Below are 20,884 nucleotides of genomic sequence, written 5' to 3' on the forward strand. Positions count from 1 at the left end.
CGTTTTTCCGCCTTTCCCCCACCGGCGCCGCCGGATGGCCCCGCAATCAGGAGCTCGTTCCATGAAAGATTCCAATTTCCTCAAAGAACATAATGCCAAATCACTCTGGCATCCGATGGCGCATCCGGCCGACAGCCTTGCCAATCCACCCACCATCGTGACTGGCGCCCGGGGCGTTTCGATCACCGATATTGACGGGCACGAGGTCGTGGATGCGGTCGGGGGCCTGTGGAACGTGAACCTCGGGTTCTCCTGCCAGCCGGTGAAAGACGCCATCGCCGCGCAGCTGGACGTACTGCCCTATTATTCCACCTTCCGGGGCACCACCAATGATCAGGTGATCCAACTGGCCGAAGAGCTGAAGGATTTCTTTGCCCCCGATGGCCTCAGCCGCGCGTTCTTTACCTCGGGCGGTTCGGATTCGGTAGAAACCGCCCTGCGGCTGGCGCGCCAGTACCACAAGATCCGCGGTCAGGAGGGGCGCACCAAGTTCCTCAGCCTCAAGAAGGGTTATCACGGCACACATATGGGCGGCGCCTCGGTCAACGGCAATGCCAATTTCCGCACCCAGTACGAACCGCTTTTGCCCGGCTGCCACCATATTCCGGCGCCCTATACCTATCGCAACCCGTTTAATGAGAGCGATCCTGAGCGTCTGGCGCAGCTCTGCCTGCAGGCGCTGGAGGATGAGATCGCCTTTCAGGGCGCGGGCACCATCGCCGCCTTCATCATGGAGCCGATCCTGGGCGCCGGCGGGGTGATCCCGCCGCATGAAAGCTTCATGCCCGGCGTGCGGCAGATCTGCTCGAAACACGGGATCCTCTTGATCGCGGATGAGGTGATCACCGCCTTTGGCCGCACGGGATCCTGGACCGGATCGCGTCACTGGGGGGTGCAGCCCGACCTGATGTGCACCGCCAAGGCGATCACCAATGGGTATTTCCCCTTTGGCGCAGTGATGATCTCCGATGCGGTGGCCGAGGTCTTTGAGAGCGACGAGAGCGGCAAGGCGGCCATTGGCCACGGTTACACCTACTCCGGCCACCCGGTGGGGGCGGCGGCGGCGCTGGCGTGTCTTGCGGAAACCAAGCGTCTGAACGTGCCGGAAAACGCCGCAGCGCGCGGCGCGGAACTGCACAAGGGTCTTCTGGTGCTGAAGGACAAATACGGGCTCATCGGTGATGTACGTGGCGGCCACGGGCTGATGTGCGCGCTTGAGCTGGTGGGCGATCACGTCAGCAAGACCCCGATCGACAAGAAGACCATCGGCATGGTGCAGGAGGTTGCCTATCAATCGGGCGCCATGGTGCGGGTCTCTGGTCCAAATATCATCCTGTCGCCGCCGCTGGTGCTAGAGGCCGCCGATGTCAGCACCATCCTTTCGGCCCTTGATGCGGGACTTGCTGCCGCCAGCTGATCTGCGCCCAGCTCTGCATTCGTGCGCGGGCGCCTGTGCCGGGCCAATGGCCCGGCACAGGCCACCAGATACCATGGCGGACCCGAAGCCTTCGCTTCGGGCCCGCATCTCTCGGTGGCGCCGCTGACGCGGCGCGGCACCGGGGTACAGCCAGCGCACTTTATTTCGAGAATTCAGGTGGTTTCCGCTACAGAGGCCCCATCGCCCTCGACCTTTGCCTCCATCCGCAGACAGGTCCAGACGATGCGGGTCGACTTCTCCGCGATGCGGGTAAATCCGGCATCCCGCAGCACGTTCTTGCATTCCCGCATGCCGCCGATGCCATAAGCCTCGGGGTGAAATTCCAGCACCACGCCCCGGAAACCCGACAGATCCATGTGGCGCAGCAGTTCCAGCTCGCCGCCCTCAATATCCATGATCAGAACATTGGGCTGCAGTTCGGCACAAACCTCGGCAAAGGACCGCGTCGGCACCCGGACCAGGTCCGACGGGCGACCCTCCGGATTCAGCAGGGAAGAGCCGAGGTAGCTGCTGCGCACATGGAATTCCATCGCCGAAGGCGCATCGGGCGCCGTCACCAGTACTTCGTTGCGCACCTCGATCCGTTCTTCCAGCCCGTTCATCGCATGGAGCGCGCGAGCCACCGGGATCAGCTGCGGGTTGGCCTCGAACGATAGAATACGCTCTGCCCCACTGTGGCGCGCCATCACGCCACCGACGACGCCGATCCCGGCGCCGATTTCCAGCACCCGGTCGCCCTTTTCGATCACATGCAGCGCACCGGCAATCTCCTGCCCCTCATAGCGGGCCGCGTTGATCCGGGCGATGCGCTTTTCATTGAGGAAGCGTGATTGCGGCACCAGAACGCCAAGGCAATTGGCCGCCACGACATCGGGCTGCAATTCCAAATCGTCTGCCCTCTGCCCTGTCTCCGCCACGCGCTTGCCCTCGTCCCGTTGTTGGTCTGGCGCAGACTGCGCAGCGCCCGGACCAAAAACAAGAGCAGCCGCGCCGGGCACCGCTGTTTCGCCGGGCGCGTTACTCTTCGGGCACGATCAGCACCAGCCCGTCCAGATCCGGGCTCGCCTCGATCTGGCAGCTGAGGCGGGAGCTGTCGCGCCGTTCCTCGGCCATGTCCAGCATCGCGTCCTCGAAATCCTCGGGCGCGCCGCATTTGTCGGACCAGGCCGGGTCCACATAGACATGGCAGGTGGCGCAACTGAGCGTGCCGCCGCATTCCCCGATGATCCCCGGCACATCATGAGCCAGCGCGGCCTGCATCAGGTTCTGCCCGTTTTCCGCTGCGCCGGTGATCTCTGTACCATCCGGCAGTTTCCAGGTCACTTTCACTGTCATCTCTCCCCCACTCGGTCCCGCCTGCCGCAGTCAGACAAAATGCACATAGAAATCGCGCATCCCGTCGCCTTCCAGATCGCGGGTCTTGCGCACTTCCTTGCGTTTCATGAAGACGTGGTTTGCCACCAGTTCCTCCCCGACTGCCTTTGCCAGAACCGTGTCGCGCTCCAGATCATTGACCGCGCCTTTCAGGTCGATCGCCGTACCCTCGCGCGCATCGGTGCGGTCAAAACCGTCGCCGGTTTCCATCGGCGGCAGGGAGTAACCCTTCTCGACCCCCAGAAGCGACGCCTGCAGCACCGCCGCCACCGCCGTGTAGGGATTGGCCGAGGCATCGGCCATCCGGTGTTCCAGCCGCGCCTTGGCGCCGCCTTCGGAGCTGATCCGCGTGGTGACGTTGCGGTGATCGCCGCCCCAGTTCTGCCAGTAACCCGACAGGCTGCCGGGCTGCAGCCGCATGTAACTGTTCGCGGTCGGTGCAATCAAACCGGCCAACCCCTTGTGGTGGTGCAGCACACCAGCAAGGCAACCACGCGCCAGATCGTTCATATGCTCGGGCCCGCCACGCGGGCCGGAGGACAGCGCATTGCCGCCCGCCTCGTCCACAAAGGAATAGTTGATATGCATGCCCGATCCGCCCGCCTCGGCGATGGGTTTGGGCATGAAGGTCAGCACGATGCCGTATTCCAGCGCGATCTCCCGCGCCATCAGGCGGAACAGCACGATATCGTCCACTGCCTTCACCGCGTCATCAAAGGTCAGCGTATATTCGAACTGGGGGCTGTCGAATTCAGCGGTGATCATATCCAGGCTAAAGCCCATCTCATCCGCCATCGCCCAGATCCGGTCGTTGAACCGCAAGGGGTCAGCAAAAGGGCCGGTGCCATAGACCACGCCACCCGGCGCATCGTATGGCATCAGGCGGCCGTTCTCATCGGCCTGCAGGGCAAAGGCTTCCAGCTCGATCCCGACCTTGGGCTGCAGCCCCTTGGCGGACCAGGCCGCCACCGCCCGTTTCAGCGCCCCACGCGGGCAAAGGGAGAGCGGCTCCCCCGCATCGTCGTAGAGGTCACCCAGCACCACCTTGGTGGAGGCATGCCAGCTGTCGCGGATATCATCGTGCAGCCATTTCAGCTCCATATCCGGCAGGCCCTGTTTCACCATGGAGCCCGGCGCATCCAGCAGGTCCTTGTCGTAATGGGTGCCAAAGACCGAGCGGCAGAACCGCGTGGCATCGTCACCGATCTTGGAATTGGGGAGGTATTTTCCCCGCATGATGCTGAGGTGATCGCAGAACATCGCGCGCAGGCGGGTCTTCATAGCTCAAGGTCCTTCCTGTTGGACGGGCTGCGGCATCTTTGGCGTGCCGTTATGCCCATATCATTTCACCCAACCACCAGAGGACAGCGGCCGACCTCGGGTGGGTGCGTAAGCGCCCTCCCGTGCGGGAGGTCGGGCGCTGTCCGGGCCTTTGCCCCGGACCAAAGGTTTATCCCAGCCTATGCCGCCTTAACCCGCACCGGCAATTCCTTGATGCCGCCGACAAAGTTGGAGCGCAGGAATTTATGCGGCCCCGCCGCCTCGATATGCGAAATCCGCTTGGCCAGTTCCTGAAACAGCACCGTGACCTCCAGCCGGGCCAACCACATGCCAAGACAGACATGCGGGCCGAACTGCCCGAAGGACACATGCCGGTTGGGGCTGCGCATCAGGTCGACGCGGAAGGGATCACCGAAATAGCTTTCGTCCCGGTTGGCCGAGATGAACCAGTAGAGCACCTTGTCGCCTGCGCGGATCGTCTTGCCGTGCATCTCAACGTCGCGGGTCGCGGTGCGGCGGAAGTAAAGCGCGGGCGTGGCCCAGCGAATGATCTCATCCGCCGCCGTGTCCCACACCGCGCCGCCCGCCTGCATCTGCGCGAGCAGCTCGGGCTGATGGCACATGGCCTGAATGCCAGCCGCAATCGAATAGCGCGTGGTATCGTTGCCTGCTGCAACGAGCAGGCAGAAGAAGTTGCGAAACTCGGTCCCGGTGATGGTGGATCCATCCTTGGCCGGCTCCAGGATCAGGTTCAAAACGCCAGAGGTATCGCCCTTCTTCGCCTTCGCCTCCATCAGCTCCTTGGCATAGACATAGAGTTCCGCCCCCGCCGGAGAGTTGAAGGGCATCATGCGGAATTCATCCGTGTCCATCTTGTCAAGAACATGGGTGGTGAAATCCGGGTCCGTATTGGCAATCAGCGCATCACCCTTTTCCACCAGCCAGGGCAGGTCTTCCTCCGGCAGGCCCACGACGCGCCCCAGCATCCGCATCGGCAATTGCCGGGCAATTTCCTTGGTGGCGTCAAATGTGCCCTTCGCCAGCGCCTGATCCAGGATCTCGGCACAGAGCGTGCGAATATCCTCTTCGTATTGCGCCATGGTGGTCTTGGAGAAGGCCTTGATCAGCTTCATGCGCACCTTGGAATGCTCCGGCGGATCAGTCTCCTGAAAGGTGCGGCGGGCGAGGTATTCCTCGTAGGACTGATCCTCCATCCGGATACCGCGCGCCGAGGAAAACACCTCGGTGTTCTTGTTCATCGCGGTGATGTCCTCATAGCGGGTGACGGACCAGTAGTTTTCACCACCTGCGTATTCCGTCCAGTGCAGGGGATCGTCGCGGCGCAGCCGGGCAAAGGTGTTGTGCGGCGCGCCATTGGCAAAGGTGTCGTGGCTGCTGAGATCGGCAAAGCCGTCGTCCTGCGGTGTCCAGATCGTCATGAGGGGCTTCCCGAATGGTTGCTTTGTGTATATTATTAGACCTCATAAATATGTAAACGAAAATCTTGCGAGGCATATCATGCACTTGGCCATTCTGATGACCAACACGGACGAGAGCGACTTTGCCGCGCATCACCCCAAGGATGGTGAGAAGTTCGCGGACCTCATCCATATGGCCCGCCCCGGCTGGAACGTTTCGGTCTTTTCGGTAAAGGATGGCGTGTTCCCCAAGGACATCGCGGATTTTGAGGGTGCGATGATCACCGGCAGCCCGGCCTCGGTCCGCGATGATCTGCCCTGGACCCCGCCGCTGATGGATCTGATCCGGGACATGAACACCCGCAAACAGCCGCTGTTCGGCGCCTGTTTTGGCCATCAGGCCGTGGCGCTAGCCCTTGGCGGTGCCCTTGCTGACAACCCCTGCGGCTGGGTTCAGGGGCTGACGCTCAACGCCTTGCAAAACACCCCGCCCTGGGCGCGGGAGCTACCCGATCCCCTGCGCCTTTATGGGTCTCACAAGGAATGCGTCTGCGCCCTGCCCGAGGGTGCGGTGCAGACAGCCACCAGCAACGGCATGATCGCGGGGTTCACCATCGGTCGCCACATCTGGACCACCCAGCATCACCCAGAAATGAGCCATGGCTTCATCACCGCCCTGACCGAGGAAATGAAAGGGATGCTGCCGAAAGATGTGCATGCGCAGGCTGTGGCAAGCCTTTCGGAGACCTCCGATCAGGCCCGCTTTGCCGAGGCGCTGGCACGGTTCTTCGAGCAGGGCATCGGCTGAGGCAGCTCAGCCCAGCGCCGCCAAGAGATCCATCACCGTGACCTGATCGAACTGAACATGGGCGGCCATCTCGGCCTCTGCCGCTGCGCTGTCATGCGCCTCAATCAACCCGGCCAGCCTGCGGTGGTCCTTGGCCGATTGCGCGATGGAACCGGGATAGCGATAGCGTGCCCGGTAATAGGCCATCAGTTTGCGCGCGTTCGTCTTGATCATCTCCACAAGGAAGGGATTGCCCGAGCCAAGCGCGATCACCTCGTGAAAGCGCAGGTTTAGCTGATAGTAGCCATCGGGATCGCCGTCGCCCTTCTCGGCCGCGTGCGCCTCGCAGGCAGAGACGATACGCTCCAGTTCCGCGGCTTGAGCCTTGGTCATGCGGCGCGCGGCAAGGCCCGCGGCCTGTCCTTCCAGTTTGGCGTGTACTTCGAGGATGGCAAGGAACTCCTCCAGCGTCGGCTTGAACAGCACCGCGCCCTTCCTCGGCAGACGGCGGATCAGCCCGGCGGTTTCCAGCTGGATCAGCACCTCCCGCACCGGCGTGCGCGAGACGTTGTGGCGCGCCACAAGACCCGCTTCGTCCAGCACATCGCCCGGGCTCAGCCGCCCGGCGTCGATATCGCTGAGGATCGCGTTGAGTAGCTGCTCGCTCTGCCCGGCCATGCCTGTTCCGTTCTCCCGCCTCTTTGGCTTTGGCCGCAGGATAGGGTGCCCCCCGGCCAGAGGCAACGGCGCCCGGCCCCGGCAGCCTGACAAGATCAGGCGGCGCCCATCCGCCCTTCCCGCATCCAGAGATACAGCGGCAGCGCTAGGGATAGGCCAACGGTGCAGCCTGCAGGTAGGACCAACCACCAGCGGCGCAGGCCCAGATCGCGGGCGTCCCGCCAGCTCCAGACCCAGAACACCAAGATCGACAAGAGAACATCGGCAGAGAACCCTGCCGCCGCGCCATTGGCAAACAGCCCCCGCAGAAAGGCCGGGATATCAACCCCGTTGAGGGCAAAGAAGGAGCCGAAGAACAGCCAGGGCACCAACGTGCCGATGATGGCTGAGACGGCATAGAATGTGCGCATCCGATCTCTCCTCACGAAGGGGGCGGAAGGCTCCCGCGCCCGCAGGACCACCAGCGGGGCCGGGTCGTCCCTGGCGGCCTTGGGCATGGCACCGTGCTTTGCACGTTGCAGCGCCGCGCCCTGCGCGGCGCCCGGCCCAACGGGCCTGCGTCCTTTTTCAAAAGGACCCGGCCGGGCGGGAGCCTCCCCGTATTGCCTGCCCTATTCTGACGGAACAGCGCCCCTGTATTTCGCCGTCAGCTCGGGCGCCAGCTCATCCGGTTCATAGACGCCCAGCAGGATGCCCTTGCGCGGCGCCTTGCCACGGCGTGCGGCAATCTGTTCATCCGACAGGGTGATGCGCTGGGACATGCGCAGCCCCCAGGCCAGCAACCGGTCGTACATCAGGTCGATCACCTCGGCATGCTCGGCGCTGGCGCCCAGATCCACCAGCTCGTCCGGATCGGTTTCCAGATCGAACAGCATCGGGCGCAGGCCACCTTCGGCATGCATGAACTTCCAGCGCCGGTCCACAACCATGAACAGCCGCGCATCCTTTGGCGCCAGCCCCAGCGTCTCGCAGATCGGGTTGGTGGCGTAATCGAATTCGGCCACCGCATGATCGCGCCACTCGGCTTCCTCCCCGCGCAGCAGCGGCATGAGTGAGCGTCCCTCCAGGATATGCGGCGCCGGAGCGCCGCCCGCGACCTCAAGGAAGGTGGGCAACAGGTCGATCGCCTCCACCAGCTCATCACAGGTAGTGCCCCGGGTGACATCAGCCTCGGCGCGCGGATCGTAGATGATCAGCGGCACCTTGATCGACGGTTCGTGAAACAGGTTCTTCTCGCCCATCCAGTGATCACCCAGATAATCGCCATGGTCCGAGGTCACCACGATCATCGTGTCCTTCATCCGCCCGGTCTCTTCCAGCCAGGCGAACAGTCGGCCCATCTGGTCGTCGGCCTGCTTGATCAGCCCCATGTAGGCGGGGATCACCCGCTCGCGCACTTCATCACGCGAGAATGTCTTGCCGATACGGTTGTTCATCATGCCGCCAAAGACCGGATGCGGATCTTCCCGCTCCGCTTCCGAACGCACCGCAGGCAGCACGTGTTCGGGTCCGTACATGTCGTGATAGGGCGCCGGGACGATATAGGGCCAATGCGGCTTGATATAACTCAGATGCGCGCACCAGGGCTGATCGCCCTTCGCCTCGGCCTGCGTGATGAACTCCATCGCCTGGGTGGTCAGCCAGGGGGTTTCGCTGTCTTCTTCGGCGATATTGGCGGGCTTGTCGGCATTGACCATGAACCAGCCCGAGGCGACGTCATTGCCCTCGACCCCGGCATTGGCAAAGTCGTTCCATGGGTTTTCGCCAGGATAGCCCTTGGATTTCAGGTATTCGTTATACGGGCTGCGCTTGGCGTCGTAGAACCCATCGGGCCCCTCGGCCCAAAGCCCGTCGTCGCGAATGACTGGATCAAAGCCGCATTCGCTCTGCCGTACCCCGATCACACTGTCGGGCGCTAGTCCCAGACGCTCCATCCCGTCGGCATCGGCCACCATATGGGTCTTGCCGATCAAATGGCAGCCCATCCCGGCGCGGCGCAGGTGATCGCCCATGGTCCATTCCCCAACCCGCAGGGGATAGCCGTTGAACTGCACCCCGTGGCTGGAAGGATAGCGCCCGGTATAGCTGGACATCCGCGACGAGCCGCAGGTCGGCGACTGCACATAGGCGCGGGTAAAGCGCACGCCCTTTGCTGCCAGCGCATCGATATGCGGCGTCTGCAGATGAGGGTGCCCCGCACAGCTGAGGTAATCGAACCTCAGCTGGTCAAACATGATGTAGAGAATATTCATCGGCGCTCCCCTCCCGTTGCTCCGCGATTTGTCCGCAAACTATTAAACAGGTGAAGCAAGAAGGCCAGCCGCAAAAGCCTAAGATCAGCGCGCCCGGCCTGTTGCCGCCGCGCCGCAACCGCAGCGCGAAATACAGGCGCGCCATTTCCACCGCTGCCGGGATGTGATCCCTGTTGCGGCGCAACGGATGCGCAGACAGAAAACGGAAAGACCCCCATGTCCGCAAAGCCCCAAACCAAACACCTCCTGCAGCTGCGCCCGGCAAAAACCACCGATTGCGCCGCGCTGGCGGCGCTGTCGATCGAGGTCTGGACCGGCACCTACCTGCGCGAAGGCGTCAATGACACCTTTGCCGCCTTTGTGCTGGAGGCCTTTACCCCCGCCCATTTCGCCGCGCTACTTCAGGACCCGGGTGAGACGCTGATCGTGTCGCAGAACCGGGTCGGGATCGATGGTTATATCCGGATCACCGAAGATCGCCCCTCACCAGTCGGCGGCACAAAAACCGAGATCACAACCCTTTACGTGCAGCCGCGCCACCACGGGCGAGGCATCGGACAGGCGCTGTTGCGGGCCGGGCTGGGCCATTGCCGCGCCAAGGGATTGGGCGCGCCGTGGCTCTCCACGAACTCCGAAAACACTCCCGCCATCGGGTTTTATCACCGTCAGGGATTTGCCTCGGTTGGCGAAACCGTCTTTGAGATCGACGGCACCGGCTATCCCAACACGGTGCTGCACTACACCGGCGATTGACCGCTCCGACCCTTTGCCTCAGCCCTCCAGCGCCGCCTGAAGCCTTTCGTAGCCACGCAGGAAATCCTCCTTGAAGGCCTGCACCACCGCGCCTGCGGACATGGCCTGCGTCATCAGACCAACGCCCTGTCCGACCCAATAGGTGGCCAGCTCCTGCGCGCCTGCATCGCCTGTCTGGCTCAGCTGGTCGATCCGCGCCAGCGCCGGTTCCGACACCAGCGTTTGCAAGGGCATCGGCAGCGGTTTGGGCGCGCCTTTCCCCTCCCAGGCCTCTGTCCAGCCGCTGACCAGCTGGCGCGAGGGCTTGCCGGTGCGCGACCGCGCCCGCACCGTATCGGCGCTGCTGGCCGCCAGCATCTTTTCCTTCAACACCGGGTTGGTCTCCGCCTCGGCGGTCGTCAGCCAGACCGAGCCGCACCAGGCCCCTGCCGCCCCCATCGCCATGGCGCCCGCCATCTGCGCGCCGCTGGCGATGCCGCCCGCCGCCAGCACGGGCACATCAGCGCCCATATCGGCGATGGACTGAACCACCTCGGGCACCAGCACCATGGTGGAAATCTCACCCGTGTGCCCGCCAGCCTCTCCGCCCGCAGCAACGATAATATCCACCCCGGCCGCGACCTGCGCGCGGGCGTGCTGCGCCGTGCCAACCAGCGCCGCCACGGCAACCCCATGCGCCTTGCCCATCTCCAGCATATCGGCAGGCGGCACGCCCAGCGCATTGGCAATCAGCGCGATGGGGTGGCGAAAGGCGACCTCCAGACTGCGCCGTGCCCCGTCCGCGCTGATATTGTCGCGAAAGACCAACAGCTTCTGCCGCCGCGCGTCCAGATCACCGGGATCAAGGCCCTTGTCGCGCAGCACCGAGGCGGCAAATGCCTTATGCCCCTCGGGCACCATGGCAAGGATCTGTTCGTCAGGAATGTCCTGCCCCTTGGCCTCGAACTTATTGGGCACGATCAAATCGACGCCATAGGGCCGCCCGTCCACGTGATCGTCGATCCAGCTCAGTTCCTCTTCCAATTGCTCGGGGCTCATCATCGCGGCGCCAAAGACGCCCATACCGCCCGCATTGGTGACGGCAGCCACCACATCGCGGCAGTGGGAAAAGGCAAAGAGCGGAAATTCAATGCCAAGCTGCTTGCACAGATCCGATTTCATGCCGCGCCGCCTTCCACGTCGATGGAAACCAACAGATCGCCTGCCTTGACCTGTGTGCCTGCGGCGACCGGAACCTCGGCCACCACGCCTGCAGCAGCGGCAAGGATTTCATGCTGCATCTTCATCGCCTCCAGCACCGCGAGGCGGCTGCCCGGCGTGACACTGTCGCCCGCCGCGACGCAGACCTCCAAGAGCGCGCCATGCATCGGCGCGGTGATCTGGCCATCAGCCTCTCCTGCTGCCGCGCTGGCCCCGGCGCGGATGCGCGTGACCTCGAAAATGCGCGCGCCCGTCGCCAGGAAAAGACAATCGCCCTCCATATGAGTGTGCCGCAGATCCGCGCGGGTGCCATCCACGCGCAGCGCGCTGTCCAGCCCGGTCACTTGATGCGACCACTCCCCCCCTGCGACGGTCAAGACACCGCCCATCTCGCTGAGCCTCAGATCATGGACCGCCTCACCGGCAGCGATCTTCAGCCGCGCTTGCAAAGCCCCTTGCGCGGACCAGCCAAGAAGCTCGGGCGCAACGCCACTTGCCCGCGCCGCCGCGGCCTGATCGGCGCGGTAGATCAGCGCCGCTGCTAGGGCGATCTCCGCCGATCCGAGCAGTGTGGTCAGATCCTCAAGCAGATGATCTGCAATGAAACCGGTGGTCGCTTTGCCTGCGGCAAACTCGGGATGGTTCAGCACCCTCAGCAGGAAATCGCGATTGCTCGCCGGGCCGAACAGCGCCAGATCCTTCAGTGCGCCGATCAGCCGTTCCAACGCCTCGGCCCGGGTCGCGCCATGGGCGATCACCTTTGCCAGCATCGGATCGTAAAAAGGAGAGACCTCCTGCCCGCTGACAATCCCTGCATCGATGCGGATGCCCACGCCCGTCGGCGCCTGCCAGAGGGCAATGCGCCCGGCCTGCGGCAGAAAATCCTGTGCGGGGTCCTCGGCATAAAGGCGCACCTCGATGGCATGGCCTGTCAGGGTTACATCCTCTTGCACGATCCCAAGGGGCTGCCCCCCCGCCACGCGGATCTGCAGCGCCACCAGATCCAGACCGGTGACCATTTCGGTGACCGGGTGCTCCACCTGCAGACGCGTGTTCATCTCAAGGAAGTAGAAGGCACCGCTGTCGTCCAGCAGGAACTCAACCGTCCCGGCGCCGACATAGCCAATGGCGCGGGCGGCCTCCACGGCGGCAGCCCCCATGCGGGCGCGCAAGTCTTCATCCAGCGCCGGGCTTGGCGCTTCCTCCACCACCTTTTGATGACGGCGCTGCACGGAACAATCGCGTTCGCCCAGATGGATCGTGTTGCCCTGACTATCAGCAAAGACCTGTATTTCCACGTGGCGCGGGCGGATCACCGCCTTTTCCAGGATCACCTCGTCTGATCCAAAGGCGGACAAAGCCTCGCTTTGCGCCAGCCCCAATGCGCCTGCAAACTCCGCTGGCGCCTCCACCAGACGCATGCCGCGCCCGCCGCCACCTGCTGCTGCCTTGATCATCACCGGATAGCCGATGCGCGCGGCCTCTGCCGCCAAGACATCCGCCGACTGATCCTCGCCCTCGTATCCCGGCACACAAGGAACCCCCGCCGCGATCATGCGGCGCTTCGCGGCAGCCTTATTGCCCATCAGCGCAATCGCCTCGGCACCGGGGCCAATGAAGATGAGGCCCGCCCCTGTGCAGGCGCTTGCGAATTCGGCGCTTTCCGACAGGAAGCCATAGCCCGGATGCACCGCCTGCGCGCCTGCCTCCTGCGCCGCCGCGATCAGCTTTTCGCCAGAAAGATAGCTGTCGCCCACTGGCCCCGCGCCAATGCAGATGGCGCGGTCGGCAAAAGCCACATGCGGGCTGGCGGCGTCCGCCTCGGTGTGGACCGCGATGCAGGTGATGCCCATGGCGCGGGCGGTTTTCATGATGCGCAGGGCGATCTCGCCCCGGTTGGCCACAAGGAGTGATGTGATCTGTGTCATGTCCGTCTCCCCCGTCATGCCCGCGCCACGCCAAAGGCGTTGGGCCGCAGATCGCGCGCCCGCCCTTCGACGCAGGTGGCAAGACAAAAGCCGATCACCCGGCGGGTGTCGCGCGGGTCGATCATCCCCATGTCGAGCATGTGCCCCGAGGTGTAAAACGCATCCGATTGCCGGTCGAAATGCGCGGTGATCTTGGCTCGCTGGGCGGCAAGTCGTTCCTCATCCACCGGAAATCCCTTGCGCGCGGCGGTGCGGCGGGCGACCTGTTCCATGGTCAGGGCAGCCTGTTCCCCGCCCATCACGCCGGTCATCGCGTTGGGCCAGGTGAACAGGAAGTCGGCGCCAAAGGCATGGCCGCACATGCCATAGTTCCCGGCCCCGAAACTGGCCCCCACATAGAGCGAGATCTTGGGCACCCGCAGGTTCGTCACCGCCTGAATCATCTTGGAGCCGTGCTTGATCATGCCACCGCGCTCATACTCGGTGCCCACCATGTAGCCGGTGGTGTTGTTCAGAAAAACAACCGGCGTGCCCGCCTGATCCATCGCCTGCAGGAAATGCGTCGCCTTGGTGGCGCCGTCCGGGTCGATGGGACCGTTATTGGCGAGGATCCCCACCGGCTGCCCCATGATGCGTCCTTGCAGGCAGAGCGTCGCGGACCCATAGCCCGGTTTGAAATCCAACAGGCGCGAGCCATCCACGATCCGCGCCGCGACCTCGCGCATGTCATAGGGCTTGCGGTAATCGACCGGCACAACGCCTGCGAGTTCATCGGGGTCGTATTGTGGCGCGTCATAGTCAGGACCCTGCGCAGCCCCCGAAGGCCAGCCCAGCCCCGCGACCACATCGCGGGCGATCTCGATCCCGTGGGCGTCATCCTCGGCGAGGTATTCCACCAGCCCGGTGACCTCGGCGTGCATCTCGGCGCCGCCAAGGTCGGCGTCCTTGGCGACCTCTCCGGTGGCGGCCTGCACCAGCGCGGCACCCGCCAGCATCGCCATGCCGTTGCCCTTGACCCCGATCACATAGTCCGACAGACCCGGTTGATAGGCGCCCCCGGCGGTCGATGCGCCGTGCAGCACCGTGATCACCGGAATGCCCGCCGCCGAGAGCCGCGCCAGCCCCGCAAACATGCCGCCGCCATGCGCCCAAAGCTCCACCGTATAGCGCATCAGATCGGCGCCCGCGCTTTCGACCAGATGGATAAAGGGCAGCTTCTGGCGGTGCGCGATCTCCAGCGCGCCCAGCGCCTTGTCCACCGATTTGCCGGTCATCGCCCCCGCATTGATCCCCGCATCATCGGCAAAGACCATGCAGCGCACACCCGAGACATAGCCGATCCCGGTGATGATCGAGGCACCGGGGATCGATGTCTCGGGATCCGGGTCATCCACGAGGTATGAGGCCATGTTGTAGAGTTCGACAAAGGGCATGCCGGGATCCAAGAGCGCCGAGACCCGTTCGCGCGGAGAAAGCTGGCCGCGCTTGTCAAAGACCGGGCGACGCTGCTCGGATTTTGCCGCCGCGCGGGCTTCCAGTGCGCGCATCCGATCCACCAGCGCCAGCATCTCGGCGCGGTTGGTCTGATAGGCATCGCTGGCCGGGCTTATCCGGCTTTGAAAGACTGTCATGTCACGGCTCCCTGTATCATCTTGCCTTGTCCCGCCCGGCCAACAGGCCGGGCAGCGCCCGTCCGCCCCCATGGGCGGGCGCTTCGCTTCCGCCCGCGGACGAGCTCTGCCCTTCTGGCTGACACCTCGTTATTCATCCCACCCCCTCAGCAGATCCGCATCCACCGGCACCGGGGCGGCCAGCAGCAGCTGGGCGTAGCCCTTGGCCTGCGGATCATTGCGCAGGGAGGACGTGCCGCCCCCGCCCAGCGCGCCGTGCAGCAGGATGTTCATCGACGCACTCCCCGGCAGGTAGAACCGCTCAATCCGGCCTTTGGTGAAATGACCAAAGACGCGGGTCAGGTGGTCCGCGTCCAGCGCGGACCAGATCCAGGGCATGAAGTCTGGGCGACGGGCAAGAATGCCAATATTGGCGATGTCACCCTTGTCACCGCTGCGCCCATAGGCCAGGCGCACGAGCGGCACCTCGACCACCCTATTCGCTGCCGAAGCTACCGGCAGCGCAGGGCGCCTGGGCGGATCGGCAGGCTGCGGCGCAGCCGCCGGGATCTCGACCTCTCCCGCCCCGTCACGCAGGGTGACCGACACCTGATCCTTTGGCGTGAGGTAGGAAAACAGCGCCAGCACCGGGCTGGGCCGGGGCCGTGTGCCCGCAAATCCTGAAAGGCCCGGCGGTGTGGCAAGACCCAGGCCGGTTGCCTCTTTCATGAAAAGGCCAATGGCGCGGGCATCGACGTGGCGCACCGCAATCTTGGCAGCGATCTCGCGCGCCGGGGCGCTTTGGCGCATCGCGCCGAACTGGCTTTCGGCGCCGATCAGCTCCACGCTGACATCGGTGAAATCGGGCGCGTTCATGCGGGTCAAAGCCGCCCGAGTTCGCGCTAGCGCCGCATCGGCAAAGGCCTGGGCCTTTTCCTCGGCCTCCAGCCCGTAGAAGGTGAAAATATGCCCGCCGCGATAGCCATCGGCATGGGTCAGGCAGGTTTTATAGGCCTCTGGCACGCCAAGGCCCTTGGCCCCGGCCACATGCACCCGGTTCGGAGCGGTCTCTGTCAGTGTCACATTCGAGAAGTCACAGATCACATCCGGCAGCACGTAGGCCTGCGGATCGCCGATCTCATAGAGCATCTGCTCGCCCACCGTGCCGCGCGAGACCAGCCCGCCGGTGCCTTCGGGTTTGGTCACATCAAAGGAGCCATCGGGGCAGACTTCGGCGATAGGATAGCCAATGCGGTCCAGCCCCTGCACCACATCGCGCCAATCGGTGAAATTCCCACCCGTGGCCTGCGGTCCGCATTCCAGGATATGCCCTGCCAGTGACCCGCCTGCGAGCCGGTCCAGATCCTGCGGCGCCCAGCCGAAATGATGGATGCAGGCGCCAAGGGTGACGGCGCTGTCGACGCAACGACCTGTAATGACGATATCAGCGCCCCGGTCCAGCGCGGCGGCGATGGGAAAGGCGCCAAGATAAGCGTTGATGCTGGCGATCTTGTCTTTGGGCGGGAAAGGCGCGCCGGAAAACATCTCGATCGGGCCTGTTGCGGCGATCTCTTCAGCCTGCCCGGTCAGATCGTCGCCTTCGATGATGGCCACTTTCAGCGACAACCCCTGCCGGGCGATTTCCTCGCGCAGGGCTGCAGCACAGGCGCCGGGGTTCACCCCACCCGCGTTGGAGATGATCCGCACACCCTGCGCCGCGATCTGGGACAGGTTGGGCGCCATGGCACCGCTGACGAAATCAGTCGCGTAGCCTGCGCCCGGATCCTTGGCGCGGGCGCGGGCCAGGATCGCCATGGTGATCTCGGCCAGGTAGTCATAGACGATGAAATCCAGCCCGCCCGCTGCCAGCAGTTGCGGTGTGGCCAGCGCAGCATCACCCCAGAAGCCGCTGGCGCCGCCGATGCGCAGAATATCCGCCATGTCCTCTCCCCCGTGACGCAATGCGCCTGTTTCAGGCCTAGCAAAGCTGTCGCGATGTCCCCCGCACCGCAACAGACCGATCGTTCTGTTTCAGCCTGCCTGAAAGCGCAGGCAGGCCGCAACAGAAAATCCGCGCCGATGGAAAAGGACGTTAAGTCATTCAGATTCCGACAATGTGTTACAGATTTTCCAATCACCTACCTTTTACGTTACATTTTGCTTGCCGCGAATCGCTGCTTTAATGTACACCGACTACACGGTCGGCTAATTTTTGAGCCAAACAGGAGACGCGAACCCCATGGATGCATTCATCTGCGATGCCACCCGGACCCCCATTGGCCGCTACGGCGGCGCCCTCAGCCAGGTCCGCACCGACGATCTGGCCGCTGCCCCGATTGCCGCGCTGGTCGCGCGCAACCCGGACGTTGACTGGGCCAGCATTGACGATGTGATCTTTGGCGATGCCAACCAGGCCGGGGAAAGCAACCGCAACGTGGCCCGCATGGCGGCCCTGCTGGCAGGCCTACCGGTGGATGTGCCCGGCACCACCATCAACCGCCTATGCGCATCCGGCATGGACGCAGTGGGCATGGCCAGCCGCGGCATCCGCGCCGGAGACTATGACATGGCCATCGCAGGCGGTGTCGAAAGCATGAGCCGCGCGCCCTTCGTGATGCCCAAGGCAACCAGCGCCTTTACCCGCGCCAATGCGGTTTACGACACCACCATCGGCTGGCGCTTCGTGAACAAGAAGATGCACGAGATGTATGGCACCGACTCGATGCCGCAGACCGCTGATAACGTTGCAGAAGATTATGATATCTCTCGCGAGGATCAGGACGCATTTGCCGCCCGCAGCCAGGCCCGCTGGGCCAGCGCACATGAGGCAGGCGTCTTTGCCGAAGAGATCACCCCGGTGACCATTCCGCAGCGCAAGGGCGATGCCCTGGTCGTGGACACCGACGAACACCCCCGCCCCGGCACCGGCGCCGACAAGCTGGCGAAATTGAAGGGCGTCAACGGCCCGGACAAGAGCGTGACCGCAGGCAATGCCTCGGGCGTCAACGACGGCGCCGCCGCCATCCTGATGGCGAATGAGGCAGCCGCGGCCAAGAACGGCCTGAAACCGATGGCCCGCATCGTCGGCATGGCCGCCGCCGGGGTAGAACCCCGCGTGATGGGCATCGGCCCGGTGCCCGCGACGCAAAAGGTTCTGGCCCGCACCGGCCTCACCATCGACCAGATGGACGTGATCGAACTCAACGAGGCCTTCGCCTCGCAGGGGCTTGCGACCCTTCGCGCCCTTGGCGTGGCGGACGATGCGCCCCATGTTAATCCCAATGGCGGTGCTATCGCCATCGGCCATCCGCTTGGCATGTCCGGCGCCCGGCTGGTGCTGACCGCCGCCTATCAACTGCAACGTACTGGCGGGCGCTACGCGCTGTGCACCATGTGCGTTGGTGTCGGACAGGGCACCGCCCTGATCCTTGAACGTGTGTAATCAGTAAGGGAGGAAACGCGCTATGTATGCTCAGATGGTGAAATCCGAGGCCACGCAAGACGACCCCGAAAAACTCGCCGCCTTTCAGGCGCGGATCGACCGGGGCGAAAAGATCGAGCCCAAGGACTGGATGCCCGAGGGCTATCGCAAGACGCTGATCCGCCAGATCGGCCAGCACGCCCACTCGGAAATCGTCGGTCAGCTGCCCGAAGGCAACTGGATCACCCGTGCCCCGACGCTGGAGCGCAAGGCGATCCTGCTGGCCAAGGTGCAGGACGAGGCGGGCCATGGTCTGTATCTTTACTGCGCGGCGGAAACGCTGGGCGTCTCCCGTGACGAGCTGACGGAAATGCTGCTGGATGGCCGCATGAAGTATTCCTCGATCTTCAACTACCCGACACTGAACTGGGCCGATATCGGCGCAGTGGGCTGGCTGGTGGACGGCGCCGCGATCATGAACCAGGTGCCGCTGCAACGGACCTCGTTCGGCCCTTACAGCCGCGCCATGATCCGGGTCTGCAAGGAAGAAAGCTTTCACCAGCGCCAGGGCTATGACGCCATCCGCAAGATGGCAGAAGGTACCCCTGAGCAGAAGAAGATGGCGCAGGACGCGCTGAACCGCCTGTGGTTCCCGTCGCTGATGATGTTCGGTCCCTCGGACAAGGATTCGGTGCACTCGGCGCAATCGATGGCCTGGAAGATCAAGATGAACACCAATGACGAACTGCGTCAGAAGTTCGTCGACCAGACCGTGCCGCAGATCGAATTCCTGGGTCTTGAGCTGCCCGATCCCGGCATCAAGTGGAACGAGGAACGCGGTCACTATGACTACACCGATCCCGACTGGTCGGAGTTCTTCGACGTGATCCAGGGCAACGGCCCCTGCAATACCGACCGTCTGGCCGCGCGCAATGACGCCTGGAAAGACGGCGAATGGGTCCGTGACGGCCTGCTGGCCCACGCCCAGAAGAAGGCCGCGCGCAAACACGCCGCCGAATAACCGACCCAAGCCTTATCTGCCCCCTGCCCAGTCCATCATAGACCTGCGGCAGGGTGGCCCCTCAGCCAGGAGGAACACCCCATGAAACATGAATGGCCCCTTTGGGAAGTCTTTATCCGCGGTCAGCATGGCATGAGCCACCGCCACGTCGGATCGCTGCACGCGCCGGACGCCGAAATGGCGATCAAAAACGCCCGCGACGTCTACACACGCCGCAACGAAGGCGTGTCGATCTGGGTTGTCGAGGCGAACAATATCGCCGCCTCTTCGCCCGGCGACAAAGGCCCGCTGTACGAGCCGTCGGAATCCAAGGTCTACCGCCACCCGACCTTCTTTGACATCCCCGAAGAAGTGGGGGCGATGTGATGACCCGCGAGGAAGCCTTTACTCAGTTCCTTTTGCGGATGGGTGACAACACCCTGATTCTGAGCCACCGCGTCAGCGAATGGTGTGGCCACGCGCCGGTTCTGGAAGAGGATATCGCGCTGGCCAATACCGCGCTCGACCTCATCGGCCAGACCCAGATGTGGCTTGGCCTTGCGGGCGAAGTGCAGGGGGAAGGCAAGAGCGCCGATGACCTCGCCTTCCTGCGCGATGTCTGGGATTTCCGCAACGTGCTGCTGGTCGAGGTGCCCAACGGCGACTTTGGCCGCACCCTGATGCGCCAGTGCCTGTTCGATGCCTGGCACTCGATCCAGCTGGGTCACCTGATGAAATCCAGTGACGAACGGGTCGCCGCGATTGCCGCCAAGGCCAGCAAAGAAGTCGCCTATCATCTGGAACGCTCGGCCGATACGGTCGTAGGTCTGGGCGATGGCACCGAGGAAAGCCACCGCCGCATGCAAGAGGCGCTGGACTACCTCTGGCCCTATGTGGGCGAGATGTTCCAGTCCGACGATGTGGATGCGGAGATGGTCAAGGCGGGTATCGCACCCGACCCGGCCTGCCTGCGGGGTGATTTCGATGCGCTGATCGGCCGGATCATGGGCGAGGCAACGCTGACCATCCCGGACAGTGCCTTTGGTCACAAGGGTGGGCGCACCGGCAAGATGCACACCGAGCATCTGGGCCACCTGCTGACCCATATGCAGTGGCTGCAGCGCGCCTATCCCGGCGCCAAGTGGTAACGACAACCGCATCACAGTAAGGGCACCCCCGGCCTCGGGTGGGGGTGAAGCCCCCTCCCGTGGGGGAGGTCGGGGGCTGCCCGGCCTATCGACCGGGCAAAGCTAAAGTGGAGTGAGCCACATGAGCCAAACAGTAGACAAGCCAAGCGTGGAGCAGATCTGGGAATGGCTGGACGCCGTGCCCGATCCGGAAATCCCGGTGATCTCTCTGGTCGATCTCGGCATCATCCGCGGTGTCGCCTGGGACGGCGATACGCTGGAGGTGGCTGTCACCCCGACCTATTCGGGCTGCCCTGCGACGGCGGTGATCAACATGGATATCGAAACCGCCCTGCGCGATCACGGGGTCGAGGACATCCGCCTCAAAACCCAGATCGCCCCGCCCTGGACCACCGACTGGTTGTCGGAAAAGGGCCGCGCCAAGCTGGAAGAATACGGCATCGCTCCGCCCCAGGCCGCAGGCGGCCCAGAAAAATGCCCCCATTGCGGCAGCAAGAACGTCACCCGTGTGAGCCAGTTCGGCTCCACCCCGTGCAAGGCACACTGGCGCTGTCAGGACTGCCTCGAACCCTTTGATTATTTCAAGTGCATCTGAG

At 63.9% G+C, this 20,884-nt stretch carries 19 protein-coding genes; 8 read left to right on the plus strand and 11 right to left on the minus strand.

What is annotated here, in order from left to right:
* Positions 1-61 precede the first annotated feature (61 nt).
* Positions 62-1,417: an aspartate aminotransferase family protein gene (locus SM764_RS01370; RefSeq protein ID WP_369000827.1), complete on the plus strand. Its 1,356-nt coding sequence runs from the start codon at positions 62-64 to the stop codon at positions 1,415-1,417.
* 173 nt (positions 1,418-1,590) lie between these two features.
* On the opposite strand, the gene SM764_RS01375 is transcribed toward SM764_RS01370, so the two are convergent.
* The 4 genes from SM764_RS01375 to SM764_RS01390 form a co-directional block, all read right to left on the minus strand.
* Positions 1,591-2,325: an FkbM family methyltransferase gene (locus tag SM764_RS01375; RefSeq protein WP_369000829.1), complete on the minus strand. Its 735-nt coding sequence runs from the start codon at positions 2,323-2,325 to the stop codon at positions 1,591-1,593.
* Positions 2,326-2,455: 130 nt separating this feature from the next.
* Positions 2,456-2,773: a 2Fe-2S iron-sulfur cluster-binding protein gene (locus SM764_RS01380; protein ID WP_065272566.1), complete on the minus strand. Its 318-nt coding sequence runs from the start codon at positions 2,771-2,773 to the stop codon at positions 2,456-2,458.
* A 30-nt stretch (positions 2,774-2,803) separates the two neighbouring features.
* Entirely contained in the window at positions 2,804-4,093 is a 1,290-nt protein-coding gene (locus tag SM764_RS01385) for a type I glutamate--ammonia ligase (RefSeq protein WP_369000830.1), read from the minus strand.
* A gap of 179 nt (positions 4,094-4,272) precedes the next feature.
* Positions 4,273-5,532 (minus strand): cytochrome P450, encoded by a 1,260-nt coding sequence (locus tag SM764_RS01390; RefSeq protein WP_369000831.1) that lies wholly within the window; start codon positions 5,530-5,532, stop codon positions 4,273-4,275.
* 79 nt (positions 5,533-5,611) lie between these two features.
* On the opposite strand from SM764_RS01390, the gene SM764_RS01395 reads away from it, so the two are divergent.
* Positions 5,612-6,319 (plus strand): type 1 glutamine amidotransferase, encoded by a 708-nt coding sequence (locus SM764_RS01395; protein WP_369000832.1) that lies wholly within the window; start codon positions 5,612-5,614, stop codon positions 6,317-6,319.
* A 6-nt stretch (positions 6,320-6,325) separates the two neighbouring features.
* Here the strand turns inward: SM764_RS01395 and SM764_RS01400 are convergent, their stop codons facing one another.
* From SM764_RS01400 to SM764_RS01410, 3 genes are all read right to left on the minus strand, one after another.
* Positions 6,326-6,976, minus strand: coding sequence for a GntR family transcriptional regulator (locus SM764_RS01400; protein WP_065272562.1), 651 nt, complete (start codon positions 6,974-6,976; stop codon positions 6,326-6,328).
* Positions 6,977-7,071: 95 nt separating this feature from the next.
* Positions 7,072-7,386, minus strand: coding sequence for a DUF2834 domain-containing protein (locus SM764_RS01405; RefSeq protein WP_369000833.1), 315 nt, complete (start codon positions 7,384-7,386; stop codon positions 7,072-7,074).
* Between the two features lie 201 nt (positions 7,387-7,587).
* Positions 7,588-9,228: a sulfatase-like hydrolase/transferase gene (locus SM764_RS01410; RefSeq protein WP_369000834.1), complete on the minus strand. Its 1,641-nt coding sequence runs from the start codon at positions 9,226-9,228 to the stop codon at positions 7,588-7,590.
* A 216-nt stretch (positions 9,229-9,444) separates the two neighbouring features.
* Between SM764_RS01410 and SM764_RS01415 the strand changes: the two genes are divergently transcribed.
* Positions 9,445-9,981 carry a GNAT family N-acetyltransferase gene (locus tag SM764_RS01415; protein WP_369000835.1) on the plus strand — a complete coding sequence of 179 codons (537 nt, stop codon included), beginning with the start codon at positions 9,445-9,447 and terminating at the stop codon, positions 9,979-9,981.
* Positions 9,982-9,999: 18 nt separating this feature from the next.
* Here SM764_RS01415 and SM764_RS01420 read toward each other — a convergent pair whose 3' ends face one another.
* From SM764_RS01420 to SM764_RS01435, 4 genes are all read right to left on the minus strand, one after another.
* Positions 10,000-11,142, minus strand: coding sequence for a nitronate monooxygenase (locus SM764_RS01420; RefSeq protein ID WP_369000836.1), 1,143 nt, complete (start codon positions 11,140-11,142; stop codon positions 10,000-10,002).
* Positions 11,139-13,109, minus strand: coding sequence for an acetyl-CoA carboxylase biotin carboxylase subunit (locus tag SM764_RS01425; protein WP_369000837.1), 1,971 nt, complete (start codon positions 13,107-13,109; stop codon positions 11,139-11,141). Before SM764_RS01425 ends, SM764_RS01420 begins: the two co-directional genes overlap by 4 nt.
* A gap of 14 nt (positions 13,110-13,123) precedes the next feature.
* A complete protein-coding gene (locus SM764_RS01430; protein ID WP_369000838.1) occupies positions 13,124-14,740 on the minus strand; it encodes an acyl-CoA carboxylase subunit beta in 1,617 nt (538 codons plus the stop codon).
* 129 nt (positions 14,741-14,869) lie between these two features.
* Positions 14,870-16,660 (minus strand): acyclic terpene utilization AtuA family protein, encoded by a 1,791-nt coding sequence (locus tag SM764_RS01435; protein WP_369000839.1) that lies wholly within the window; start codon positions 16,658-16,660, stop codon positions 14,870-14,872.
* 298 nt (positions 16,661-16,958) lie between these two features.
* Here SM764_RS01435 and pcaF point away from each other — a divergent pair, with 298 nt between their 5' ends.
* The 5 genes from pcaF (at position 16,959) to paaD (ending at position 20,883) form a co-directional block, all read left to right on the plus strand.
* Positions 16,959-18,161: a 3-oxoadipyl-CoA thiolase gene (pcaF, locus tag SM764_RS01440; protein ID WP_065272555.1), complete on the plus strand. Its 1,203-nt coding sequence runs from the start codon at positions 16,959-16,961 to the stop codon at positions 18,159-18,161.
* Between the two features lie 22 nt (positions 18,162-18,183).
* Complete coding sequence (paaA, locus tag SM764_RS01445) at positions 18,184-19,161, plus strand: 1,2-phenylacetyl-CoA epoxidase subunit PaaA (protein ID WP_065272554.1); 978 nt, start codon at positions 18,184-18,186, stop codon at positions 19,159-19,161.
* Between the two features lie 81 nt (positions 19,162-19,242).
* Entirely contained in the window at positions 19,243-19,527 is a 285-nt protein-coding gene (gene paaB / locus SM764_RS01450) for a 1,2-phenylacetyl-CoA epoxidase subunit PaaB (RefSeq protein ID WP_065272553.1), read from the plus strand.
* Positions 19,527-20,288, plus strand: a complete 762-nt coding sequence (paaC, locus tag SM764_RS01455) for a 1,2-phenylacetyl-CoA epoxidase subunit PaaC (protein ID WP_369000840.1) — start codon at positions 19,527-19,529, stop codon at positions 20,286-20,288. The genes paaB and paaC overlap by 1 nt, the downstream gene beginning before the upstream one ends.
* 121 nt (positions 20,289-20,409) lie before the next feature.
* Positions 20,410-20,883 (plus strand): 1,2-phenylacetyl-CoA epoxidase subunit PaaD, encoded by a 474-nt coding sequence (gene paaD / locus SM764_RS01460; RefSeq protein WP_065273708.1) that lies wholly within the window; start codon positions 20,410-20,412, stop codon positions 20,881-20,883.
* The last annotated feature ends 1 nt before the right edge of the window (position 20,884 follow it).

Source organism: Pseudophaeobacter sp. 1A16562, assembly GCF_041008785.1.
GTDB lineage: Bacteria > Pseudomonadota > Alphaproteobacteria > Rhodobacterales > Rhodobacteraceae > Phycobacter > Phycobacter gallaeciensis_A.